Origin of the sequence: Streptomyces sp. NPDC096132, assembly GCF_044763345.1 — a bacterium.
Taxonomy (GTDB): domain Bacteria; phylum Actinomycetota; class Actinomycetes; order Streptomycetales; family Streptomycetaceae; genus Streptomyces.
On sequence record NZ_JBIWGA010000010.1, the window covers coordinates 257,252 to 277,031 of the forward strand.

A 19,780-nucleotide genomic window follows, 5' to 3' on the forward strand; every position below is an offset into this window, starting at 1 on the left:
ATGATCCGCTCGATCCGTTGCGACCATCCTGGCGAGGGCGGGCGGCCCACCGTGAGTGTCCGGAACGACGTACCCCGTACAATTTCGGACATGGCTGTTGTCGCGCTGGCCCTCACCGAGGGCATGCTGCACTTCGAACTGTCCCTGGCGTACGAGGTGTTCGGCTCCGCTCCGGTCGGCGTGACCGTCCCCTGGTACGACGTCGAGGTGTGCGGGCCGGACGCCGTGCGGGTCGGCCGGTTCCGGCTGGAGCCCGACCAGGGGCTCGACCGCCTCCCCCACGCCGACACGGTGATCGTCCCCGGCTGGGCGGACGTCGACGAGGACCCGCCCGCCGAACTCGTCGACGCGGTACGCGCGGCCCACGAGGCGGGTGCGCGCGTGGCCTCCCTGTGCACGGGCGCGTTCGTGCTGGCCGCCGCCGCCCTGCTGGACGGCAGGCGCGCGACCACGCACTGGGCGCACACCGACGTCCTGGCCGCCCGCCACCCGCGGGTGGAGGTCGATCCGGACGTGCTCTACGTCGACAACGGCAGTGTGCTCACCTCCGCCGGCAAGGCCGCCGCTATGGACCTGTGCCTGCACCTCGTCCGGCTCGACCACGGCTCGTCCGTCGCCAACGCGGTCGCACGCCGCCTGGTCGTGCCGCCGCACCGGGCCGGGGGCCAGGCCCAGTTCGTCGCCGCGCCGGTGCCCACGCGGGACGACCACTCGCTCGCCGCGCTCTTCCCCTGGGCGATCGAACGCCTCGACCGGCCGCTCACCGTGGAGGACCTGGCTCGCCGGGCACGGATGAGCTCGCGCAACCTGGGCCGGCACTTCAGGGCGGTGACCGGGACCACTCCGCTGCAATGGCTGCTGACGCAACGGATCCGCCGCGCCCAGGAGTTGCTGGAGACCACCGACGACGGCGTCGACGCCATCGCGACAGCCACCGGCATGGGCACCGCCACGACCCTGCGCCGCCACTTCAACCGCACGGTCGGCGTACCGCCGGACGCCTACCGCCGGGCCTTCCGCTCACGACCCCGCACCGACACGGGCGACGACCGCCCTCACCGGCGCTGACGGCGTCACGCGGGACGCGCAGGATCGGCCGTCCCGTACTCGTCGTGGCGGCGCAGCCAGTGGGTGTCCTCGCCCTCCTCGTGGCGGCCCAGCGGCGCCCGGTCGAGAAGGCCGTAGTAGGGCATGGCGAGCTCGAGGCCGCGCGCGGTGGTGACGTACGTCCGGTGGACGGTGCCGTCCGCGAGCGCGTAGGCGCTCAGCCCCGGCCCCTCGGTGACGTACCCGAGCACGTCCGTGCCGCACGCCTCGGCCATCTGGCTCACGGTGGGCGGGATCCCGCCCTCGAAGAACGGCTTCAGCTCGTCCTCCGTGTACAGGAAGCCCAGGTCACGGTGGAAGTCGCCGCCGACGGTGGAGACCCAGTCGAAGCTCCAGCCCATCCGCTCCCGGTAGGCGAGGAGCTTGTCGAGCGGCGCCCGCGAGGAGCAGATCAGGGTCACGTCGCGGGCCCTGAGGTGGACCGCGTTGGGGTCGAGGGTGTCCGCGATCGAGGAACAGACCGGGCATCCGGCCTCGTACGGCGGGCCGAACATGAAGTGGTAGACGAGCAGTTGGGAACGCCCGTCGAAGAGGTCGGCGAGCGACCTGGTCCCGCTCTCGGTCTCGAAGCCGTAGTCCTTCTCGACCGGCACCCAGGGAAGCTCCCGTCGTTTGCGCGCGAGTTCGTCGCCGCGCCGGGTGAGCGCCTTCTCCTCGGCGAGCAACTCCTGTCGGGCTGCCTCGAATTCCTCCCGCGTGCCGACCTTGTGCTCGGGCATGGCCCTTCCCTCCTGATGTGGGAGCGGAACACCGCCTCGCGGCGGGCGGTCGCCTGCGGCGGCTGCCGGCACGGCCTGCGCCGGCATGCCCGTCCGGCCTCGGTTCCACCGTACGCGCGCGACGGCGGGCCTTCTCACCGAGCGACCGCGCCACCCGGGTGACCGCGCCGGGAGGTGCCCTTGGTTCCCCCCGGCGGCGGAATGCTGTCACGGCGGGACCACATCTGCGTACCCGCCGGAGTTAGGGTTGTCGCACGGGGCAGATGGTGCTGAATCCTTCGGCGCACGGGTGCCGCGCCCGGGTCCCTCGCCGCGCCCCCGAAACGAAGGTGTCATGCCCGCTCAGAAAGTCCCCGCCGCCGGGAACCTCGATGACGACGACTACCCCGCGTACACCATGGGGCGCGCCGCCGACGTCCTCGGCACCACCCCGGCCTTCCTCCGGGCCGTCGGCGAGGCCGAGCTGATCACTCCCCTGCGTTCGGAGGGCGGCCACCGCCGCTACTCCCGCCGTCAGTTGCGCACCGCCGCTCGTGCCCGTGAGCTCGTCGACCAGGGCACCCCCATCGAGGCCGCGTGCCGCATCGTCGCTCTGGAGGACCAGCTGGACCACGCCCTCCGCGCGAACCGGGAATTGCGCCGGAAGCTGGACGACGACGGTACGGATATCTAGTCCCGCCGGTGCAGAAACAAGGGATCCGACAGGATGAAAATCTCCGGTCATCCCGAAAACCCGCGGGGGCTTCCATCCGACCTGTGTTAGCGTGACAGCAGTTGCAGTTTTGGTTGCCAGAGAATTTTTCTTTGGAGAGCTCTCCGACATCTTTCCGGAGAGGCTGATCATCGCGGCGACTCGGATCCGTAAAGTGCGGAGTCCGGCACTGCCCCCAAGGGAGATTCATTATGGCATCTGGCACCGTGAAGTGGTTCAACGCGGAAAAGGGCTTCGGCTTCATCGAGCAGGACGGTGGCGGCGCCGACGTGTTCGCCCACTACTCGAACATCGCCACCAGCGGCTTCCGTGAGCTTCAGGAAGGCCAGAAGGTTACCTTCGACGTCACGCAGGGTCAGAAGGGCCCGCAGGCCGAGAACATCGTTCCCGCCTGACGTCGGCGCGACATCCCGTGACTGGGGCCCGCACTCTTGGGGTGCGGGCCCCAATCCGTTGCCGTCCCGGATTTAACTGATTTCCCGGTCCGCCGATTCGGCACTCCGTACGTTTTTCCTTCGGCCCATTCCTGGAGGCAACCATGCGCTGTGTCATCGCGCGATTCCCGTTCGACCTCATCAAGAGCGAGGTGGAGCAGTCGATGAGCGGCGTCACGCCCGAACCCGTCACCGGATTGGCGGTGACCGTCGGCCGCCACGTCTACCCCGTCATGCAGGTCGGCGAAGTGATCACCAGGCAGAACCGCCGCGACTTCACCGTGGGCGAGATGCGCCGGGCGCTGACCCAGCTCGGATTCACCTGCCACGAAGCGCGCCCGGTCGCGCAGGGCTGGGACGCGCGAGCCGACGAGGATGCGCTGGGCTGGTGACGGCCGGGTTCCCACCACGCCCGGGCGCCGGTCGCCGGACTACGCTTTTCCGGTATGACGCACCCTGACGACCTGCTCGTCGCGATCGCCGCGATGGTGGAGACGCGGCACAGCAGCCAGATGTCCCTGACCGTCGTGATCCCGGGAGCCGTCATCACGGGACGGCTGGCCCCGGAAGCCCTGTGGAAGCAGCGCGTCGCCGAAGTCCTGCGGGACTCGGACGACCTGAGCGAGTTCGCCGCCGTGTTCACCCCGCCCCAGGGCGGCGGCCACCACCAGCCCGAACGGGGTGACGGACCCACGCACCTCCACTTCCACGTCGCCCGGATCCTCCAGGGCAGCTTCGGCATCCCCGACACGGGAGGCATGTACCGGGTCGCGCTGAAGGACGTGAGCGCCTGGACCGTCGGGGACATCGGCTACGCGGACCAGTGAGGCCCCTGCCGGGCTCGACGCTGTCAACTCACCTTGTTTGTCGGCCAGTTGGCCGGGGATGAAAGAGGTGGGGTTCGGGGACGTGCCGGCATGGTCATCCGACAGGGGGCGGGCGCATGAGGTGGCGTCGTTCGGCGAAGTCCGGCTCGTCCGGACCACAAACGGGACCACAAACGGGACCACAAGCAGGACCACAAGCAGGACCACAAGCAGGTCCGGAGCCGGATCGGCACCCCGCCCCCGCCGATCTTCGCCGACGGGTGGGAGACCTGTTCTCCGAGGCGCAGGTGCTGATGCTCAGGGGACTGTCCGCCGAGGCGGCGCCGCTGCAGCAGGAGGCCCGGCGGCTGATGTACGTAGAGCTCGAGCGGAACCCGGGGGACCTGGAGGCCAAGCGGGCGCTCGGCAGCCTGCTGTACGGCCTGGGCTCGACGCTCACCAGTGCGGAGCAACCGGACCAGGCGCTCGAGGCGCTCACGGAGTGCACGGGCGTCTACGAGGAACTGCACGAGCTCGGCGAACCCGACATGCTGCCGCTCATCGCCGACGTCCACGCCCGCACGGCACTGGTGCTGAGCAGTCTGGGGCGCGGGGTGTCCGCCGTCATCGAGTCGGACCAGGCGGTCACGGCCTACCTGGAGCTCGGCGCCGACGACCTCACCCACCCGTTGAACCTGGACCTCGCCCGGGTGCTGGCCCTGAACGCGGACGTGCTGTACGGCTACGGCGACCGGGACCTCGCCGTCTGCTCGGCGGACTGGGCCGTCCGGTACTACCTCTCCAAGGCCGAAGCGATCAACAGCGGCCCTCCCGCGGAGTCCTTCATGCACGGACGGTATCTGCGCGGGGCCGCCGGCATCGCCGCACGGGTGCACACCGAACAAGGGCGGCCCGAGATCGCCCTCGCGGCCGGTGCGACGGAGGTGCACAGCGCGAGGGTCATGGCCCTGCCGAACGCCCCCCAGGACCTGGCCCATCTGGCCGCCGCCCTCACCCGCCACGGACTCGGTCTGCGTGCCGCGGACCGTACGGACGAGGGCGCGGAGCTCATCCGGGAGGGCCGCGAAACCGATCCCGCCGCCGCCACCGAGGCCACCCGGGTGTGGGAGTCCCTGACCGGACAGAGCACCGGGAAGCGGGACGCCGGGCAGGGGGGCAGGCCGCCGTCGATGTCCTTCTCCGCCGCCCTGACCGCCGCCGCGGGCATCCTCGGTGACGACAGAGTGCCGTCGGTGCTGCGGGACCTCGCGTTCGACCCGGCGGACCGGGCCACGACCGTGGTCCCCTCACTGCGCTGCACGACGCAGACCGCACCCGCCGTGGCGACGCTGCTGGCCGAACTCACCGTCGCCCTCCTGCACGATCCGGACCCCGCCGCCGCCCCGACGGCCGGTCTCCTGGGCCGCGAGGCGCACTACCTGTTCGCCGCGGCCTCCCGGGCCCAGGTGATGTCCATGCGCTACGAGTTCCGTGTGTACGGAGCCGACTGGGCGCGGATGCTCCTCGCCCTGATTCCCGCGTTCGAGGGCAGTCCCGGAGGCCAGGTGATCGCCGAGGATCTGACCGGCTGGCTGGCCGGCATCACCCTGGGCCTCCAGCCGTTCGCCCTGATCGACGAGACGACCGGTCGACTGGTCGCGGACTGCCACACCCTCGTCACGCGCCTGGGTCGATGACGGGTCGCGGTTCCGGTGTGAGCGGGCCGGGTCAGATCACGCGGAAGAGGTCGGCCGCGGCGTGGACGTCGGTGAGGTCCTCGACGGAGCGGAGGTTGTCGCACAGGGCCTCCAGGACCGAGCCGGCCTCGGCGGCGCGCGGGGTGCCGACGGCGACGCCGAAGACGCGGAAGCCCAGCCGGTGCTTGGCCTCGTTCCAACCGCGCATCCATTCCTCGGTGACGCCGCAGTCGTCGTCGGTGAGCATCACGATGTCGCCGCGCATGCGGGAGGCGTCGTTGAACTCCTCCTCCAGCAGTTCGGCGGCCGCGGCCAGCGGGCGCTGGTAGTCGGTGCCGCCGCCGAGGAAGGTCTCCGCGAAGTCGAGGGTCCGGGCGATGCCGGCGGGCCGGTCGGCCGGGAAGCGGAAGACGCGGAGCTTGTCGGCGGCGGAGAACAGGATGCCGACGAAGTCACGCCCCGCGTGCCGGGCCTGGTCCAGCAGCGCCAGGGCGCACGCCTTGGCCCACGCCTCCCGGGTGACCCCGCCGGGCCCTGCCTCGTACATGGAGTGCGAGGTGTCGACGCACGCGATGACGGCGCCCCGGCCGGTGGCCTGCTCGCCCTGGCTGTCGTAGAGCATCAGCTCCCCGGCGGCGTAGCGCGCGGCGAACACCGCACGCAGTTCGGGCAGGCCGAGGCCCGCGAGCTCGGAGGGGATGACGCGGGAGAGGTCGTCGCCGAGCGTGACGCCGACCAGCTCGCCCGCGGGGTTCTCCACCTTGCGGGCGCGTTCACCGCCGGCCATCCGCCGGAACCGGCCGATCAGCTCGGCCCACTGGGCGAGACGGCCGGAGCGCAGCCGCTCGGCGAGCCGGGCGCGCTGGTCGAACGGCATCCGTTCCAGCTCGCCGGGGCCGACGCCCCAGGCCCGCATCAGCGCCGCCTCCTCCCGTACGGCCTCGGCGGCCTTCATCGCGGCGCTCCGCGCGGCGACGCGGACACCGGGGGCGGCCGCCGCGAGGGCCTGCGCGGCCTCCTGGGCGGCCTGCCGCGCGGTGGCCTCGGCAGGCTCGGCGGCCTGGTGTACGGCGTCGGCGGCCTTCCGGAGCGCCTCGGCGTCCTGGCCGGCCCGCTCCGCCTGCTCGGACCGGTGCTGGGCCTGACGGGAGTGCTCCAGCATCCGGCGCAGCGCGGTGGCCAGGGCGAGTACGGCCATGGCGGCGGCGTAGGGGTCGCCGGCCGTCTCCCGGTGCAGCTCCGCGAACTCCGGTGACTCCACCAGTGCGGTGACGACCTGGTGGTTGACCAGCCGGGAGGGGCTCATCTCCGCGCGCTCGCGCAGCCGCGGTGCGACCTTGTAGGCGGCCAGGAAGGCGTCGGTCAGGAGGTCGGTGGTGTGATCGCCCTGGTGGTGGGCGCCGTAACGCTCGTTCAGCTCCTCGGCCAGCTCGCGCAGGGCGGCCGACTGCTCGTAGGTGTCGCGCCAGGTGATCCGGTCGAAGCGGTCCGTCACCACGGCCGTGGTGTGCCGGCCGGGCCCGCTCGGACTCCCGCTCATGGTCCGGACTCCCCTGTGCTCAGAGCTGGGCCTGCACCGTGCTCGCGTCCACGCCGAGGGCCTCGGTGAGGACGCGGGCGCGGACCGCGCGCTGGCGGCCGGTGACCCGGTCGATGGCGACGGTGGAGCGGCCGGCTCCCGCCGCCTCCTCGCGGAGCTTCTCCAGCCGTTTGCCCGCCAGGGCGAGTTTGTTGTGGGCCTTCTTGATGACCCACTCGCTCAGCGCCTCGCGGGACTGCCCGGCCATGGCGTCGAGCTGGGCCTCCAGCTCGTCGATGGTGTCGGCCAGGTCGAGCGCCTCCTTGGCGTCGGGGTTGACCAGGTGCAGCACCTCGCGCTCGACGGTCGGGCGGTCGGCGGGGGAGTCCCACAGCACGTGGGTCAGCACCGACAGGTCGGTCTCGGCGACCGCCGGACGGCCGTCGAGGTACGCGGACGCCTGGAGCAGGCCCACCGCCTGCCGCCAGCGGCGGTCGGAGGCGACGAGTTCCTTGCGGCGCAGGGCGGCCCGCAGTGTGCACACGGCGTCCACGATCAGGTCCGGGACGTCCACGGCCGGGACGGCTTCGGTCACGGCGTGCCGCAGCGCGGTCAGTTCGACGGTGGTCCGTGTCGGCGGTTCCGGGCGGCTGACGGCGGAGCGGACCAGCGCGGCGAAGTTCGACGGGTCCTCCAGGTAGCCGACCTCGAGGCGCACCAGCAGCCGGTCGTAGACGGCGGCCGCGTCCTCCTCGCCGGGCAGTTCGTTGCTCGCGGTGATGGCGCCGATCAGGGGGCAGCGGATCGGCTCGCCGCCGTTCTCGGGGTGGTAGATCCGCTCGTTGAGGAACCCGAGCGTCTCGTTCAGCGCCGCCGTGGAGCACTTGAAGATCTCGTCGATGAACGCGACGTGCGCGGTCGTGGCGCGGCCGTCGTAGACCTGGCGGTACTCGCCCCGGGCCAGCGCGGCGACGTCGATGGGACCGAACATCCTCGTCGGCGCGGTGAACTTCGACAGGAGGATCTCCCAGTAGGACGCCCCCTCGATCCTGCCCGTGAGCTCGCGGGCCAGCTCGGACTTCGCCGTGCCGGGCGGGCCGAGCACCAGCGAGTGCTGTCCGGCCAGCAGCGTGATCACCAGCGTCCGCACCACGTCGGCCCGCTCGTAGAAACGCTCCGCCAGCTCGTCACTGATCGCCCGCAGCCTCGCGGCCGTGTCCGGTACGCCCTGCGCGTCCTCTACTTCCTGTTCCTGTGCGCCCACGCTCAACTCCCTGCCGGTGATGCCCTGTTGGGCCGACGAGACGGCCCTTCCGCCCGAATCTACGACGAGCCGCGACCTCAGGTCCCCTCACGACGTGCTTCGGCTCGCCCGCCACAGTGCCGCCGTCTCCTCGGCCACGCCGGGTGCCGACAGCAGCAGCGGCTCGTCGTAGGCGGGGAGTTCGGGCAGGGCCACCGCGCCCGCCTCACGTGCGATCAGCAGCGCCGGGAGGCCGTCGACCGGGTGGAACTCGCCGATCGCGGCCGCCGTCGCCCGGCCCGCGGCCACCTGGACCAGGGACAGGGCCGTGGAGCCCATGACCCGCACCGTGCAGTGCCGGTCGGCGAGTTCCGCGAGCAGGGCGTCCATGCCGGGCCAGTGGGCGTGGGCCGCCCACTCGGTGAGGAAGACATGGCCGGTGAGGGTGGTGTGGCCGGAGGCCCGGACGGGGGTGCCGTTGAGGCGGGCGCCGCCGCCTCGGACCGCGGTGAAGGTCTCGCCGCGCCACGGATCCGCCACCACGCCGAGCAGCGGCGTGCCGTCGGGGGCGGCCAGGCCCAGCGAGAAGGAGCACCAGCCCAGACCGTGGGCGAAGTTGGTGGTGCCGTCGACCGGGTCGATCACCCAGTGCGGGGCGTCCGGGTCGCCCTCCGTCTCGCCGTACTCCTCCCCCACGATCCCGTGCCCGGGAAAGGCCCGCCCGAGCACCTCCCGGACGTGCGACTCCACCGCCATGTCGGTCGCCGTCACGATGTCCGCGGGCCCCGCCTTCTCCCGCACGTCCACGGTCGGACCGCCACCCCGCCGAATCACCTCCGCCGCCCAGGCGGCCAGCTCCGTGACGACGCCCAACGCCCGCCCGAGATCCAGAACCGGCGCCGATTCCGCTCCTGCCCCCGCCCCCGCGTCCCCGCCCGTGCCCGGCATCGCATCGAACCGCCGCACAGCCCTCACCAGCCCCTCCACGTCGTCACCGCCGATCCGCCCGCTTACCGGGACGGTAGCCGCTCGGGGCGGCTCACGCCGTTGGGGGCCCGGTGCCTTGGAAGCCGCCGTACCGACCGCTCTGTAGAGTGCGACGCCACGACGACAGGACACGCTCAGCCCAAGGGGACGCCGTGGTGTGGGAGGACCTCGTTGCCCGGTACGCGTGGGCCGATGGGAACGAGTGGGACGCCTTCACCTTCTCCGTGATCGCCGGCAGGACCGAGGACGAGGTGATCCGGGCGTTCGGGGGAGACCCGGGGGTGTGGCGCCTGATGACGTTCGACGAGGTGAGGGACGAACAGGCGGCCCACCGCCGCGACCTGCTCCGGGTGGTCACCGTCGGGACCCACGTCGTCGCCATCGAATGGGGCTACCACGGAAGCATGCCGGAGACGGCCCGACGCGCGTCGGCCGGTGGCGGGGAGTTCTTCAGCGTGTACCGGGACATCAATGCCTGCTTTCAGGTCATGTACGCCGTCGACGGGCACGTGGACGGCATGTTCGACCCGTTCGAACTGGAGGACGCGGCCTGGATGGAGCCGCCGCCGGAGGTGCCCGCCTGGGCGGCGGACGTCTCCTTTCACATGGAGACCCTCTGCGCCGAATCCTTGGCGCTGATGGAACGCACGACGGGCGTCACGGTCGACCCGGCCTGGAGGGACACCCGGCTCCGGACCGTGCTCCTCCCCCCACCTGGCTGACGTGCTTTCAGGTGGGGGTGGTGTGCGGGTGGCCCGGGCGGGGTCAGCCCGTGGTTTCGTTGAGCTTTGCTGTGTAGCCGCCCAGGTAGCCCGACAGGTTGGGGTGGAAGGTCGAGGACAGGTCGGAGAGGTTGACGCCGTTGATCCACGGGTCCGAGCCGCAGGCCTCGTGGCCCTTGAACGTGTCGCGCATGTCGACGAAGTAGGTCGGCTCCTTGGCCGCCGCGGCCTTGGCGCCCTCGGCCAGCGCGTCGGCCATCGCGTTCATGGCGGTGCGCTTGGCGGAGCTGAGGTCGATGGCGCCGCAGGAGCCGGTCGCGGCGACGGGCTGGGGGTAGCCGAGGACGACGAACGCGGCGCCCGGGGCCTTGGCCCTGATGTCCTTGTAGAGACTGGCGAGTTCGTCGACGAGTTGGTTCTTCGCGTAGTACGACATCCAGTCGGTGGCCGTCTTGCAGTAGCTGTCGCTCTGGGTGAGGCACGCCTCGACCACGCTGGCGAACTGGGCGTCGTTGCCGCCCACCGTGAGCGTGACCAGGGCGGTCTCGGCGCTCAGGGCGGACAGCTGGTTGGCGCGCACGTCCGCGATGGTCGCGCCGCTGCAGGAGACGTCCTTCAGCTTGAAGTCCGCGTGCGTGGCCGCCCACAGGGTGGGGTAGTTGACCTGGCTGCGCTTGCAGTCGCCGCTGGAGCTGTCGTAGTAACCCGCGCCGACCCCGGATGCGTACGAATCCCCCAGAGCCACGTATTCCAGCTCGTCCGCAGCCTGCGCGGGGGTGCTCATCATCCCGGCCATTCCGGCGAATGCCATCACGGCGCTGGCGACGGCCGACGTCAATTTACGCATGAGTTCCTTCTGGATGGGAAAGTCTGCATCGATGTGAGGAGTGAGGATCGTACAGCGGCGCGGAAAGCAGGCGACTCCGGCTTGTTGCACAGTTATTGTCCACACGTTGCTGACAATTGACTCCCCTTCAAGAAGATGGCTGAGATAGGCCTTGACCTGCGCTCTCCGCAGGACTACGACTACGGTCGTAGTCCCGGTCTCTAACTCTGGTTGCAGATGTGCTGCGCGCGGATCAGATTCCGAGCCGATGTGCCGCGGCGCCCGCCCTTCGAGAATTCAACCGTGCTGATCGACAGCCGCGGAATGCAGCAGAGGAAGAAGTTCTCAAGGGGCCATCGTGACGGTTTCCACGCCCGGGCGACACAACAGGGCATTTCTGTTCGGCGTCCTCGCACTGCTGCTTTTCACGGCGATCGCGGTCGCCGGCAGTCCCTGGTGGAACGAGCCGCCGGAAGCCGGCGCCGTCGCGAACAACACACAGACAACAGCCGAGCAACGCAGCGTTGGTTGACTTCTTGACAGAATCCATCGCGTACCCTGCATGCCCCGATGCCGCGTTCGGCGAGGCCCCTTCACACCCAGCGCCGCCCAGGAGGGCCCACCCGATGAACTCACGTCACGGACAGGAGATGCGGTTCGGCGTCCTCGGCCCTGTCGAAGTACTGAAAGGCAACGTTTCCCTCGAACTGGGGCCCCGGCAGCGCCGGCTGCTGCTCGTCCGGCTGCTCATCGAGGACGGCCGCCCCGTCTCGCAGGACACCCTCTGCCGCGACCTGTGGCCGACCGACCGGCCGACGGGAGCCGCCTCCTCCGTACGCGCCCACATCAGCCGGCTGCGCGCGGTCCTCGACCCGGTCCGGCAGGGCCGGTCCACCATGCTGGTCAGCGGCCCGGCCGGCTACGCCCTGAAGGTGCCCGGCTCGGCACGGGACACCACGCTCTTCGAGGAATCCGTCAGCAGGGCCCGTGACGCCCTGCGCAACCGCCAGTTGCCCGCCGCCCGGCAGGAGATCGACGCGGCGCTCGGGCTGTGGCGCGGCGAGGCCCTCGCCGAGGCCGGCGAGCACGCCTTCGCGATACGCGAGCGCACCCGGCTCGACGGCGCCCTCCAGGACGCCAAGGAACTGCAGGCCGCGATCCTCGTCCAGCAGGGCGAGACGGAACCGGCGATCGCCGTCGCCGAGGGCCTCGTCGTCAAGGCCCCGCTCCGCGAGACGTCCTGGGCGCTGCTGATGCGCGCGCTGTACACGGCCGGACGGCCGGTCGAGGCGCTCCGGCAGTACGAGCGGTACCGCGACATGCTGGCCACGGAACTCGGCCTGGACCCCAGCCCCCAGCTGCGGGACCTGCACACCGCGATCCTGCGGCACGACGTCGTCGTGCTCGGCACCTCCCACCCGGCCGACCCCGCCACGGCCGTCCCCGTCACACCGCTCGCCCAGGGCCCCGACTTCACCACCACGTGTGCGCACCCGGACCCCGGCCCCGCCGCCGGCACCCCCTTCGTGGGCCGGCGCGAGGCGACCAAGCAGCTGGGCGCCCTGCTGGCGGCCTCGGCGGCGGGCCGCCCCCACTGGGCCGTGATCAACGGAGAGCAGGGATCCGGCAAGACCCGGCTGCTGGAGGAGCTGTCCGCGCGGGCCGCGGCGGCCGGGTTCACCGTCGCCCGCACCAGGGCCGGCCAGGCGCTCAGCGGGAACCGGGGGATCACCCAGACCTGCCCCACCGTCCAGCTGCTGGACGCGCTGCGGCAGGACGGCAAGGACTCCGCCGAGGACGAGGTGGCGCAGAAGGACCCGCTCGGCACCGTCGTCCATGAGCTCACGCAGGCCCCCACGCTGGTCGTCGTCGACGACCTCGACCAGGCGCCGCAGGGCTTCCACCGCCTGCTGCGGCGGCTCGCCAAGGTGCTGCGGGAAGCCCCGGTCATGTTCGTGTGCACGCTGCGCAACGGCGACAGCCCGGCGTCCAGCATGCTGCTCGCGGAACTGGCCCTGATCGGCGCGACCTGGCTGACCCTGGACCCCCTGACCGCCGACGACGTGGCCGAGCTGCTCGCGGCTCGCGGCGAGGACGCCACCCGCGAGAAGGCGGCGGCGCTGCACCGGCGGTGCGAGGGACACCCGTTCGCCCTGGCCGAGCTGCTCAAGCTGCCGCCCGCCCGGCGCTTCGGGCCGGACGCGCAGGTACCGGCGGCGGTACGGGGCATCCTGCACGCGCGCCTGGTCGAGCTGCCCGATCCGGTGCGGACCATGCTCACCTACGCCGCCGCCGACGGCGAATGGCTGGACCTCGGACTGCTCGCCGACGCACAGGGCCTGGAGCCGGACCACCTGCTGCCGCTGATCGACGCGGCCGTGACCGCCCGGATCCTGGTCTGGGACCCGGAACCCGCCACGGCCGGCACCGGCCGCTACCGGTTGCCCGAGCTGCCCCGTGACGTGGTGCTGAGCACCCAGACGCCGTCCTCCCGACAACTTCGGCACGCCGCGCTCGCCCGCGAGCTGGCGGGCCGTGACGATGCCGACCCGGCGCGCCTGGCCCGGCATCTGCGGGCCGCGGGCCCCGCCGCGGCCGTGGCCCACGCCCGAAGCCACGGTTCCCCCTGAGCCGAGGGCACCGACCTTCTCGTCACTCCACCTCACACCACCTCGCCGCCACACGCGCGAGGACCCATATCCCCAGGAGTCCGTGATGAGCACCAAGACAGGACCTCAGCGTTACCCCGGCGCGAGCCGGGCGAACTGGTACCAGGACGACTTCGGCGGTGACCCGATGCAGGTCGACGTCGTCGTCCTGCACACCACGGAGGGCCCCACCCTGCCCGGGTACGACGGCGGCTCCACCGCGCCGAACCTGACGGCGGTCCCCGACCTCGCCGCCAAGAAGCTGAAGTGGTACCAGCACTTCGACATCGAGACCTCCTCCAGGGCGCTGGTCAACCTGCGCGGCGGCGTCGAGACGAACACCCTGAACGTGTGCCAGGTCGAGCTGGTCGGCACCTGCGACCCGAAGACCCACGCGAAGTGGAAGGCCGCGGGCACGGCGCACGTCTACTGGCCGGACGCCCCCGACTGGGCGCTGCACGGCGTCGCCCGCTTCCTGTCCTGGATGCACGAGGAGCACGGTGTGCCGCTGTCCGGCCCGAAGTCGTGGCCCGCGTACCCGTCGTCGTACGGCAGCGGCGGCGGCCAGCGGATGACGGCCGCGCGGTGGACGGACTTCAAGGGGGTCTGCGGGCACATGCACGTGCCCGAGAACGTGCACGGCGACCCCGGCGCGATCGACTTCGCCAGGATTCTCAAGTACGCGAAGGCCGACCTGGACCTGGGCGACGACGACACCCCGCAGACGACCACCCCCGCCAAGCCGACCGTGCCCGCGTTCCCGGGGCGCAAGTACTTCGTGGCCGGCGCCACCAACGCGCACGTCCTCCAGCTCGGCAAGCAGCTGGTCAAGCGCGGCTTCGGCGACCACTACAAGGTCGGTCCGAGCAAGACGTGGGGCGAGGCGGACCGGCTGAACGTGCGGGACTTCCAGAAGTCCCGCAAGGAACTGCGCGGCGACGCCGACGGCACCCCCGGACCGCTGACCTGGCGCCTGCTGTTCTCCTGACGGCACGGGGCGGGCCCTGCCACGGGAACCCGGCGCGCGGAGTGCGGAAACTGTGCCCAACAACTTCTACACACCGCGTTCCTACGATCCCGTGGCATCGCCCGCCGCAACCCGGCGGACCCATCGATCGCAGGGAGTCCCCCGTGGCCCAAGTCATCGCCGCCGCCACGCCGTTCCACGGCCATGTGCAGCCCGTCCTCACCATCGCCGCCGACCTGGTGCGGCGCGGACACGAGGTCACGGTGCTGACCGGCGCCCGGTTCGCCGACGACGTGCGCGCCACGGGGGCCCGCCATGTGTCGCTGCCGCCGGCCGCGGACTTCGACGACCGGAAGCTGGACGTCTACTTCCCCGAGCGCGCCGCGATACCGCAGGGCCCCGCACAGCTCGAGTACGACATGAAGTACATCTTCGGCGACCCGACCGCGGCCCAGTACCGCGCGCTGCGCACCCTGCTGTCCCGCTTCCCCGCGTCGGTCGTGATCAGCGACCCGCTCTTCCTCGGTTCGACCGCCCTCGCCCTGTCCGCCGCCCCCGGGCACCGCCCGGTCACGGTCGGCCTGGGGATCACCCTGCCGACCCTGCTCAGCGAGGACGCCCCGCCGCTCGGCCTGGCGATGCCGCCCGTCACCGGGGAGGACGCCCAGGCGCAGCACCGGGCGATGAACGCGAAGGTCCGGGAGTTGTTCGCGAGCACCCAGCGGCATCTGGAGGAGAACTTCGGGGAGAGCGGCACCGAACTGCCCGGCTTCGTCCTCGACTGCATGGTCACCGTGCCGGACCACTACCTCCAGCTCACCGTGCCCGGCTTCGAGTACCCGCGCGGCGACGCGCCGGCCGGCTACCGGTTCGCCGGCCCGCTGCCCGCCGCATCGCACCAGGACCGGCCGCTGCCCGACTGGTGGGCGGACCTGGAGCACGAGACCCGGCCGGTCGTCGTGGTCACCCAGGGCTCGTTCGCCAACGACGACCTCACCCAGCTGGTCCGGCCCACCGTCGACGCCCTGGCCGGCGAGGACGTCCTGGTCGTGGCGGTGACGGCGCGCGCGGACGGCCCGGCCGAGCTCGGGGCCGTACCGCCGAACGTGCGGGTCGGCGGCTACGTACCCTTCGACGACCTCCTGGCGCAGGCGTCCGTCCTGGTCACCAACGGCGGGTACGGGGGTGTGCACACGGCCCTGCGGCACGGCGTACCGCTCGTCGTGGGCGGCGCCGGAGAGGACAAGCCGGAGATCGCGGCGCGGGTCGCGTGGAGCGGCACGGGTATCGACCTGCGCACCGGGACGCCGTCGCGGGAAGCGGTGCTCGACGCCGTACGCACCGTCCTCGCGGAGCCCGGACACCGCAAGCGCGCGGCCGAGCTGCGGGACGAGTTCCTCCGGTACGACGCGCTGGGCGTCGTGGCGGACGTGGTCGCCGACGCCGAGTAGAGAGACATGAACGACGACCACCTCGCCGCCTGGTACCTGGACACCCACGGCAACCCCGTCGGCGAACCCCAGCGCTTCTCCTACGACCTGTCGGGCAGTTCGCGGCAGCGGGACGCCCAGATCCGGCACGCGCCGACCCGGCTGCTGCACCACGCCCGACGCAGGCAGCAGCCCCTCACCGTTCGGAGCACGCGGCTGAGCAAGAGTCCTGACAACAGGACTCACTCCCGCTCAGTCTCTGGGAACGGTACGGCGAGACCAATGTGCCGTTGTGTGCGAGAAGTGGGCGCGCTGTACTCGCGGGCATTCAACTCACTTACCAAAGCGCGCAGTTCACCTGATTCTGTCGAGGAGCCCGGGCATTCACGCCTGGGAGGAATCGACTCCCGTCTCTGCCATGCGGAGCATTGCCGCAGCCTTGTTTCACCGAGCGGAGCTCCGGCAGCGCCACCCGGCGAAGCCGGGCAACGCCGCGCGAACGCACGCGCGAGCTGCATCACCCGTTCGGTGGACTGATATCCGAGGGGGTGTATTCGTGTGATGTGGGGGTTTACGGTCCGGGGTTGTGAGGTCGGTGGTGCGGGTGAAGCTGCTGCCGACGCCGGAGCAGGCGTCGGCGCTTGAGGCGACCCTGCGCGCATGCAACAGGGCCGCCACCTACGCCGCGAAGATCGCCTTTAAGGAGAAGACCTACGGCCGGGACGCCTTGCAGAAGCTGGTGTACGGCGATGTGAAGGCCATGTTCGGGTTGTCGGCGCAGCCGGCGGTGCGGGCAGTGAAGAAGGCCGTGGACGCCTACACCACCCTGCGCGCCAACCTGAAGGCCGGGAACCTGGGGAAGGTCGGTTCGAAGCGGTGGCGCAACGCGACCGGGGGGCCGGTCGCGTTCCGGCCGGAGGCCGCCCAGCCGTTCGACGACCGGTGCCTGTCATGGCAGACGGACGCCCGGACGGTGTCGATCTGGACAGTCGACGGCCGCATGAAGAACGTGCGCTACACCGGGCACCCCGACCAGCTCAAGACCCTGGTCGAGTACCGGCGCGGCGAGAGCGACCTGGTCCAGGTCGAGGGCAAGTGGTACCTCCTCGCAACGTGTGAGGTGCCGGATGTGGCGGTGCGGGAGCCGGTGGGCTGCATCGGGGTGGACCGGGGCATCGTCAACCTCGCCACCACCTCCGACGGCACCAACCATCAAGGACGCCGCCTCACCCGGTACCGCCGCTGGCACGCCAAGAAGCGCACCGAACTCCAGGTCAAGGGCACCCGCTCATCGGTCCGGCGCCTCGCCCGCCGCTCGGGGAAGGAAACACGTCATGCCACCCACGTGAACCACAAAATCGCCAAGGAGATCGTGTCCGTCGCCCAACGCACCGGTCGGGGGATCGCCGTCGAGAAACTCGGCGGGATCAGGGACCGGGTACGGCTTCGACGCGACCAGCGGGACAAGATCTCCTCCTGGCCGTTCCATCAGCTGGGGCAGCACCTGCAGTACAAGGCCCGCCGGGCCGGGGTGCCGTTTCTTGAGGTGGATCCGGCCTACACCTCGCAGCGCTGTCCGCGCTGCGGGAACACCGAGCGGGCCAACCGGCCCACCCGGGACACCTTCTGCTGTCGTCGGTGCGGCCTCGCTGGGCCCGCAGACCACGTCGCCGGGGTCAACGTGCGCACCCGCGCACGCTCGGCGTGGGCATTCGTCAACATGCCCGTCCCCACCCCAAGCACATAACGCCCCGGGGTGGCGAGATGCGACCCGTGACCGTCCCGTCGTAGGGGGCAGTCGGGAACGCGACAAGGTGTGAACACCAGCCGAGCCGCACAAGCTCGGTCGTTCACGGCCGAGAGGTTGACTACCATCGGAAGATGACGGAACCGACACAACCCGGCCCGTACACAGGGCAGCCCGCCCCCGCGCCCCAGACGGCGGCAGCCGCGTCCGGCTGGCCGGCTCCGCCCCCGCAGCAGGGGGGCCACTCCCCGTACCCGGCCATACCGCCGACCGGCTACGGCAGACCGCCCGGCCCGCCGACCGACCCCGGTACGGTCTCCGACCGGGTGTCCGGCGCGCTGCTGCTCCTCGGCGCCGCCCTCACGGTCGGTGGGTCGTTCGTCGCGCTGGACGAGTCGAAGGAGTACCTCGACGGCGACAAGAAGGAGGCCTACAAGGCGGTCGCGAAGGCGTGGTCCTTCACCACCACGATTCCGGGCGAGAAGGCGCACTCGGTCACGCAGTTGGACGGGATCCCGCTGCTCGTCGGCAGCCTCGTCGCGGTCGTCGCGGCCGTCCTCCTCCTGTCCGGCGCCGGCCGTCGGCTCCCGGCGGTGCGGGCGCTCGGTGTCGCCGGAGCGGTGCTGCTGTTCGGTACGACGATGACGGTGGCCATGTCCGCGGTCAGCGACACCCAGTGGGACACGGACAGCCGGTCCACGACCTTCGGCCCCGGCTTCTACCTGCTGCTCTGCGCCTGTCTGCTGACCCTCGGCGCGACCGTGCTCACCGCCCTCGGCACCCGCCGCCCGGCCGTCGCCGGCCCCGGCCCGACCCATCCGCCCCAGTCGTGGCCGACCGGCCAGGTCCCCCAGCCGTACCCGTCGGCCGCGCAGCCGTACCCGTCGGCCGCGCAGCCCTATCCGCCGGCCGCGCAGCCGTACCCGCCGGCCCAGCCCCCGTCACCGCCCTCGCACCAACCGCCCCCGTCCGCGGGCTGAGGCCCTCCCTGCACGGCCCGCGCGCCGTGGATATGCTTGACAGGGAACAAAACATGGCAAAACGCATCGCCAGGGGTAGGTGAGCGGCGATGGAACCGACGGCGACCACGACCGCGTCAACGGGCGGGTCGGGCACGAATACCGCATCGGCCGGCGCGGCGGCCGAGCAGGCCATCGCGCACAACACCGTCACGCTGGACGTCTGCGGCACACGCCTCGAGCTCCCCCCGGCCGACCACCTCGCCTTCCTCGCCGGCGTGGCCGTCCTGGCCGCCGTCGACATCCTCGAATGGCCGGTGGCACTCGTCCTGGCCGTCGGACACCAGCTCGCCCGCAACCATCACAGCAAGGTGCTGCGCGAGTTCGGCGAAGCCATGGAAGAAGCCTGAGTCGCGGCGCCGACGCGGCTACGGACGGTCGACGCCCCGGTCCGCCGGGTGACGGCGCGCCTCACTCGTCGACGATGCCCGACCGCCAGGCCCACGCGGCGATCTCGACGCGGTTGCGGGCGGGGAGTTTGGCCTGGACGTTGCCCAGGTGGGTCTTCACCGTGCCCACGGAGATGGACAGTTCGGCCGCGATCTCCGCGTTGGTGAGGCCGGTGGCCACCAGCCGCACCACGTCCGTCTCGCGCGAGGACAGCACGGGCCCCTGCGGCTCCCGGGGGCGAGCGGGAGCGGCCGCGCCCGGCAGGCCCCGCAGCAGGCGGAGCGTGATGGACGGGCTGACCAGGGCCTCCCCGGACGCGGCGGCTCTGATCGCCTCGATCAGCAGCGTGGGGCCGGAGTCCTTGAGGAGGAAGCCGCAGGCGCCGTCGCGCAGGGCGCGGTGGACGTACTCGTCGTCGTCGAAGGTCGTGGCCACGACGACCTTCGGGGGGTCGACCAGGCCGGGACGGGTCAGCAGGCGCAGCGCCTCCAGGCCGTCCAGCCGGGGCATGCGGATGTCCATCAGCACCACGTCGGGCCGGTGCCGTTCGGCGAGTTCGACCGCCTGCAGGCCGTCCGCCGCCTGGGCCACGACCTCGATGTCGTCCTGGGCGGACAGGATCATCTCGAAGCCGGTGCGGACCATGGCCTGGTCGTCGGCGATCAGCACCCGGATCGTCATGCGGCGCTGCCCACGGACGCGGGCGCGGACCCGGGCGCGGACCCGGGCGCGGACCCGGGCGCGGACCCGGGCGCGGACCCGGGCGCGGACCCGGGCGCGGACCCGGGCGCGGACCCGGGCGCGGAC

At 71.7% G+C, this 19,780-nt stretch carries 20 protein-coding genes and 1 pseudogene; 15 read left to right on the forward strand and 6 right to left on the reverse strand.

Annotated features, from left to right (window positions below; translation table 11 throughout):
- Positions 1-90 precede the first annotated feature (90 nt).
- Positions 91-1,068, forward strand: a complete 978-nt coding sequence (locus ACIRF9_RS24775) for a helix-turn-helix domain-containing protein (RefSeq protein ID WP_403826129.1) — start codon at positions 91-93, stop codon at positions 1,066-1,068.
- A 5-nt stretch (positions 1,069-1,073) separates the two neighbouring features.
- Here ACIRF9_RS24775 and ACIRF9_RS24780 read toward each other — a convergent pair whose 3' ends face one another.
- Positions 1,074-1,826 carry a DUF899 domain-containing protein gene (locus ACIRF9_RS24780; RefSeq protein ID WP_403826132.1) on the reverse strand — a complete coding sequence of 251 codons (753 nt, stop codon included), beginning with the start codon at positions 1,824-1,826 and terminating at the stop codon, positions 1,074-1,076.
- 334 nt (positions 1,827-2,160) lie between these two features.
- Between ACIRF9_RS24780 and ACIRF9_RS24785 the strand changes: the two genes are divergently transcribed.
- From ACIRF9_RS24785 to ACIRF9_RS24805, 5 genes are all read left to right on the forward strand, one after another.
- Complete coding sequence (locus ACIRF9_RS24785; protein ID WP_403826135.1) at positions 2,161-2,499, forward strand: MerR family transcriptional regulator; 339 nt, start codon at positions 2,161-2,163, stop codon at positions 2,497-2,499.
- 230 nt (positions 2,500-2,729) lie between these two features.
- Complete coding sequence (locus ACIRF9_RS24790; RefSeq protein WP_007383480.1) at positions 2,730-2,933, forward strand: cold-shock protein; 204 nt, start codon at positions 2,730-2,732, stop codon at positions 2,931-2,933.
- A 143-nt stretch (positions 2,934-3,076) separates the two neighbouring features.
- Positions 3,077-3,364, forward strand: a complete 288-nt coding sequence (locus ACIRF9_RS24795; protein WP_403826138.1) for an SCO5918 family protein — start codon at positions 3,077-3,079, stop codon at positions 3,362-3,364.
- Positions 3,365-3,418: 54 nt separating this feature from the next.
- Positions 3,419-3,799, forward strand: a complete 381-nt coding sequence (locus ACIRF9_RS24800; RefSeq protein WP_403826142.1) for a hypothetical protein — start codon at positions 3,419-3,421, stop codon at positions 3,797-3,799.
- Between the two features lie 260 nt (positions 3,800-4,059).
- Positions 4,060-5,475 carry a hypothetical protein gene (locus ACIRF9_RS24805; RefSeq protein ID WP_403826145.1) on the forward strand — a complete coding sequence of 472 codons (1,416 nt, stop codon included), beginning with the start codon at positions 4,060-4,062 and terminating at the stop codon, positions 5,473-5,475.
- Positions 5,476-5,506: 31 nt separating this feature from the next.
- On the opposite strand, the gene ACIRF9_RS24810 is transcribed toward ACIRF9_RS24805, so the two are convergent.
- The 3 genes from ACIRF9_RS24810 to ACIRF9_RS24820 form a co-directional block, all read right to left on the reverse strand.
- A complete protein-coding gene (locus ACIRF9_RS24810) occupies positions 5,507-7,015 on the reverse strand; it encodes a VWA domain-containing protein (protein WP_403826148.1) in 1,509 nt (502 codons plus the stop codon).
- Positions 7,016-7,034: 19 nt separating this feature from the next.
- Complete coding sequence (locus ACIRF9_RS24815; RefSeq protein ID WP_403826151.1) at positions 7,035-8,258, reverse strand: AAA family ATPase; 1,224 nt, start codon at positions 8,256-8,258, stop codon at positions 7,035-7,037.
- Between the two features lie 87 nt (positions 8,259-8,345).
- Positions 8,346-9,185, reverse strand: coding sequence for an inositol monophosphatase family protein (locus ACIRF9_RS24820; protein ID WP_403826433.1), 840 nt, complete (start codon positions 9,183-9,185; stop codon positions 8,346-8,348).
- Positions 9,186-9,376: 191 nt separating this feature from the next.
- Between ACIRF9_RS24820 and ACIRF9_RS24825 the strand changes: the two genes are divergently transcribed.
- Positions 9,377-9,946, forward strand: a complete 570-nt coding sequence (locus ACIRF9_RS24825) for a DUF6461 domain-containing protein (RefSeq protein ID WP_403826154.1) — start codon at positions 9,377-9,379, stop codon at positions 9,944-9,946.
- Positions 9,947-9,989: 43 nt separating this feature from the next.
- On the opposite strand, the gene ACIRF9_RS24830 is transcribed toward ACIRF9_RS24825, so the two are convergent.
- A complete protein-coding gene (locus tag ACIRF9_RS24830) occupies positions 9,990-10,793 on the reverse strand; it encodes an SGNH/GDSL hydrolase family protein (protein ID WP_403826157.1) in 804 nt (267 codons plus the stop codon).
- Between the two features lie 337 nt (positions 10,794-11,130).
- Here ACIRF9_RS24830 and ACIRF9_RS24835 point away from each other — a divergent pair, with 337 nt between their 5' ends.
- The 8 genes and pseudogenes from ACIRF9_RS24835 to ACIRF9_RS24870 all read left to right on the forward strand — a co-directional run bounded on the left by ACIRF9_RS24835 (position 11,131) and on the right by ACIRF9_RS24870 (position 18,933).
- The gene (locus tag ACIRF9_RS24835; RefSeq protein ID WP_403826160.1) at positions 11,131-11,304 is read left to right on the forward strand and encodes a hypothetical protein; all 174 of its coding nucleotides are present in this window, start codon (positions 11,131-11,133) and stop codon (positions 11,302-11,304) included.
- A 94-nt stretch (positions 11,305-11,398) separates the two neighbouring features.
- Positions 11,399-13,402 (forward strand): BTAD domain-containing putative transcriptional regulator, encoded by a 2,004-nt coding sequence (locus ACIRF9_RS24840; protein WP_403826163.1) that lies wholly within the window; start codon positions 11,399-11,401, stop codon positions 13,400-13,402.
- Between the two features lie 85 nt (positions 13,403-13,487).
- Positions 13,488-14,408 carry a peptidoglycan-binding protein gene (locus tag ACIRF9_RS24845; RefSeq protein ID WP_403826166.1) on the forward strand — a complete coding sequence of 307 codons (921 nt, stop codon included), beginning with the start codon at positions 13,488-13,490 and terminating at the stop codon, positions 14,406-14,408.
- Between the two features lie 143 nt (positions 14,409-14,551).
- On the forward strand, positions 14,552-15,838 hold the full coding sequence (locus tag ACIRF9_RS24850; protein ID WP_403826169.1) for a glycosyltransferase: 1,287 nt from the start codon (positions 14,552-14,554) through the stop codon (positions 15,836-15,838).
- Between the two features lie 3 nt (positions 15,839-15,841).
- Positions 15,842-15,997, forward strand: a pseudogene (locus ACIRF9_RS24855) (IS200/IS605 family accessory protein TnpB-related protein); the annotation flags it as partial.
- A gap of 406 nt (positions 15,998-16,403) precedes the next feature.
- Positions 16,404-17,564, forward strand: a complete 1,161-nt coding sequence (locus ACIRF9_RS24860; protein ID WP_403826172.1) for an RNA-guided endonuclease InsQ/TnpB family protein — start codon at positions 16,404-16,406, stop codon at positions 17,562-17,564.
- A 134-nt stretch (positions 17,565-17,698) separates the two neighbouring features.
- Positions 17,699-18,544, forward strand: a complete 846-nt coding sequence (locus ACIRF9_RS24865) for a hypothetical protein (protein ID WP_403826175.1) — start codon at positions 17,699-17,701, stop codon at positions 18,542-18,544.
- An 89-nt stretch (positions 18,545-18,633) separates the two neighbouring features.
- Complete coding sequence (locus tag ACIRF9_RS24870; protein ID WP_403826178.1) at positions 18,634-18,933, forward strand: hypothetical protein; 300 nt, start codon at positions 18,634-18,636, stop codon at positions 18,931-18,933.
- Positions 18,934-18,994: 61 nt separating this feature from the next.
- Here ACIRF9_RS24870 and ACIRF9_RS24875 read toward each other — a convergent pair whose 3' ends face one another.
- Entirely contained in the window at positions 18,995-19,654 is a 660-nt protein-coding gene (locus ACIRF9_RS24875) for a response regulator (RefSeq protein WP_403826436.1), read from the reverse strand.
- Between the last annotated feature and the right edge of the window lie 126 nt (positions 19,655-19,780).

Excerpts from the sequence above, each read along its gene's own strand:
- ACIRF9_RS24775 (WP_403826129.1), top strand. The coding sequence starts at position 91 with ATGGCTGTTGTCGCGCTGGCCCTCACCGAGGGCATGCTGCACTTCGAA.
- ACIRF9_RS24780 (WP_403826132.1), bottom strand. The coding sequence starts at position 1,826 with ATGCCCGAGCACAAGGTCGGCACGCGGGAGGAATTCGAGGCAGCCCGA.
- ACIRF9_RS24785 (WP_403826135.1), top strand. The coding sequence starts at position 2,161 with ATGCCCGCTCAGAAAGTCCCCGCCGCCGGGAACCTCGATGACGACGAC.
- ACIRF9_RS24790 (WP_007383480.1), top strand. The coding sequence starts at position 2,730 with ATGGCATCTGGCACCGTGAAGTGGTTCAACGCGGAAAAGGGCTTCGGC.
- ACIRF9_RS24795 (WP_403826138.1), top strand. The coding sequence starts at position 3,077 with ATGCGCTGTGTCATCGCGCGATTCCCGTTCGACCTCATCAAGAGCGAG.
- ACIRF9_RS24800 (WP_403826142.1), top strand. The coding sequence starts at position 3,419 with ATGACGCACCCTGACGACCTGCTCGTCGCGATCGCCGCGATGGTGGAG.
- ACIRF9_RS24810 (WP_403826148.1), bottom strand. The coding sequence starts at position 7,015 with ATGAGCGGGAGTCCGAGCGGGCCCGGCCGGCACACCACGGCCGTGGTG.
- ACIRF9_RS24820 (WP_403826433.1), bottom strand. The coding sequence starts at position 9,185 with ATGCCGGGCACGGGCGGGGACGCGGGGGCGGGGGCAGGAGCGGAATCG.
- ACIRF9_RS24830 (WP_403826157.1), bottom strand. The coding sequence starts at position 10,793 with ATGCGTAAATTGACGTCGGCCGTCGCCAGCGCCGTGATGGCATTCGCC.
- ACIRF9_RS24840 (WP_403826163.1), top strand. The coding sequence starts at position 11,399 with ATGAACTCACGTCACGGACAGGAGATGCGGTTCGGCGTCCTCGGCCCT.
- ACIRF9_RS24845 (WP_403826166.1), top strand. The coding sequence starts at position 13,488 with ATGAGCACCAAGACAGGACCTCAGCGTTACCCCGGCGCGAGCCGGGCG.
- ACIRF9_RS24865 (WP_403826175.1), top strand. The coding sequence starts at position 17,699 with ATGACGGAACCGACACAACCCGGCCCGTACACAGGGCAGCCCGCCCCC.
- ACIRF9_RS24870 (WP_403826178.1), top strand. The coding sequence starts at position 18,634 with ATGGAACCGACGGCGACCACGACCGCGTCAACGGGCGGGTCGGGCACG.
- ACIRF9_RS24875 (WP_403826436.1), bottom strand. The coding sequence starts at position 19,654 with ATGACGATCCGGGTGCTGATCGCCGACGACCAGGCCATGGTCCGCACC.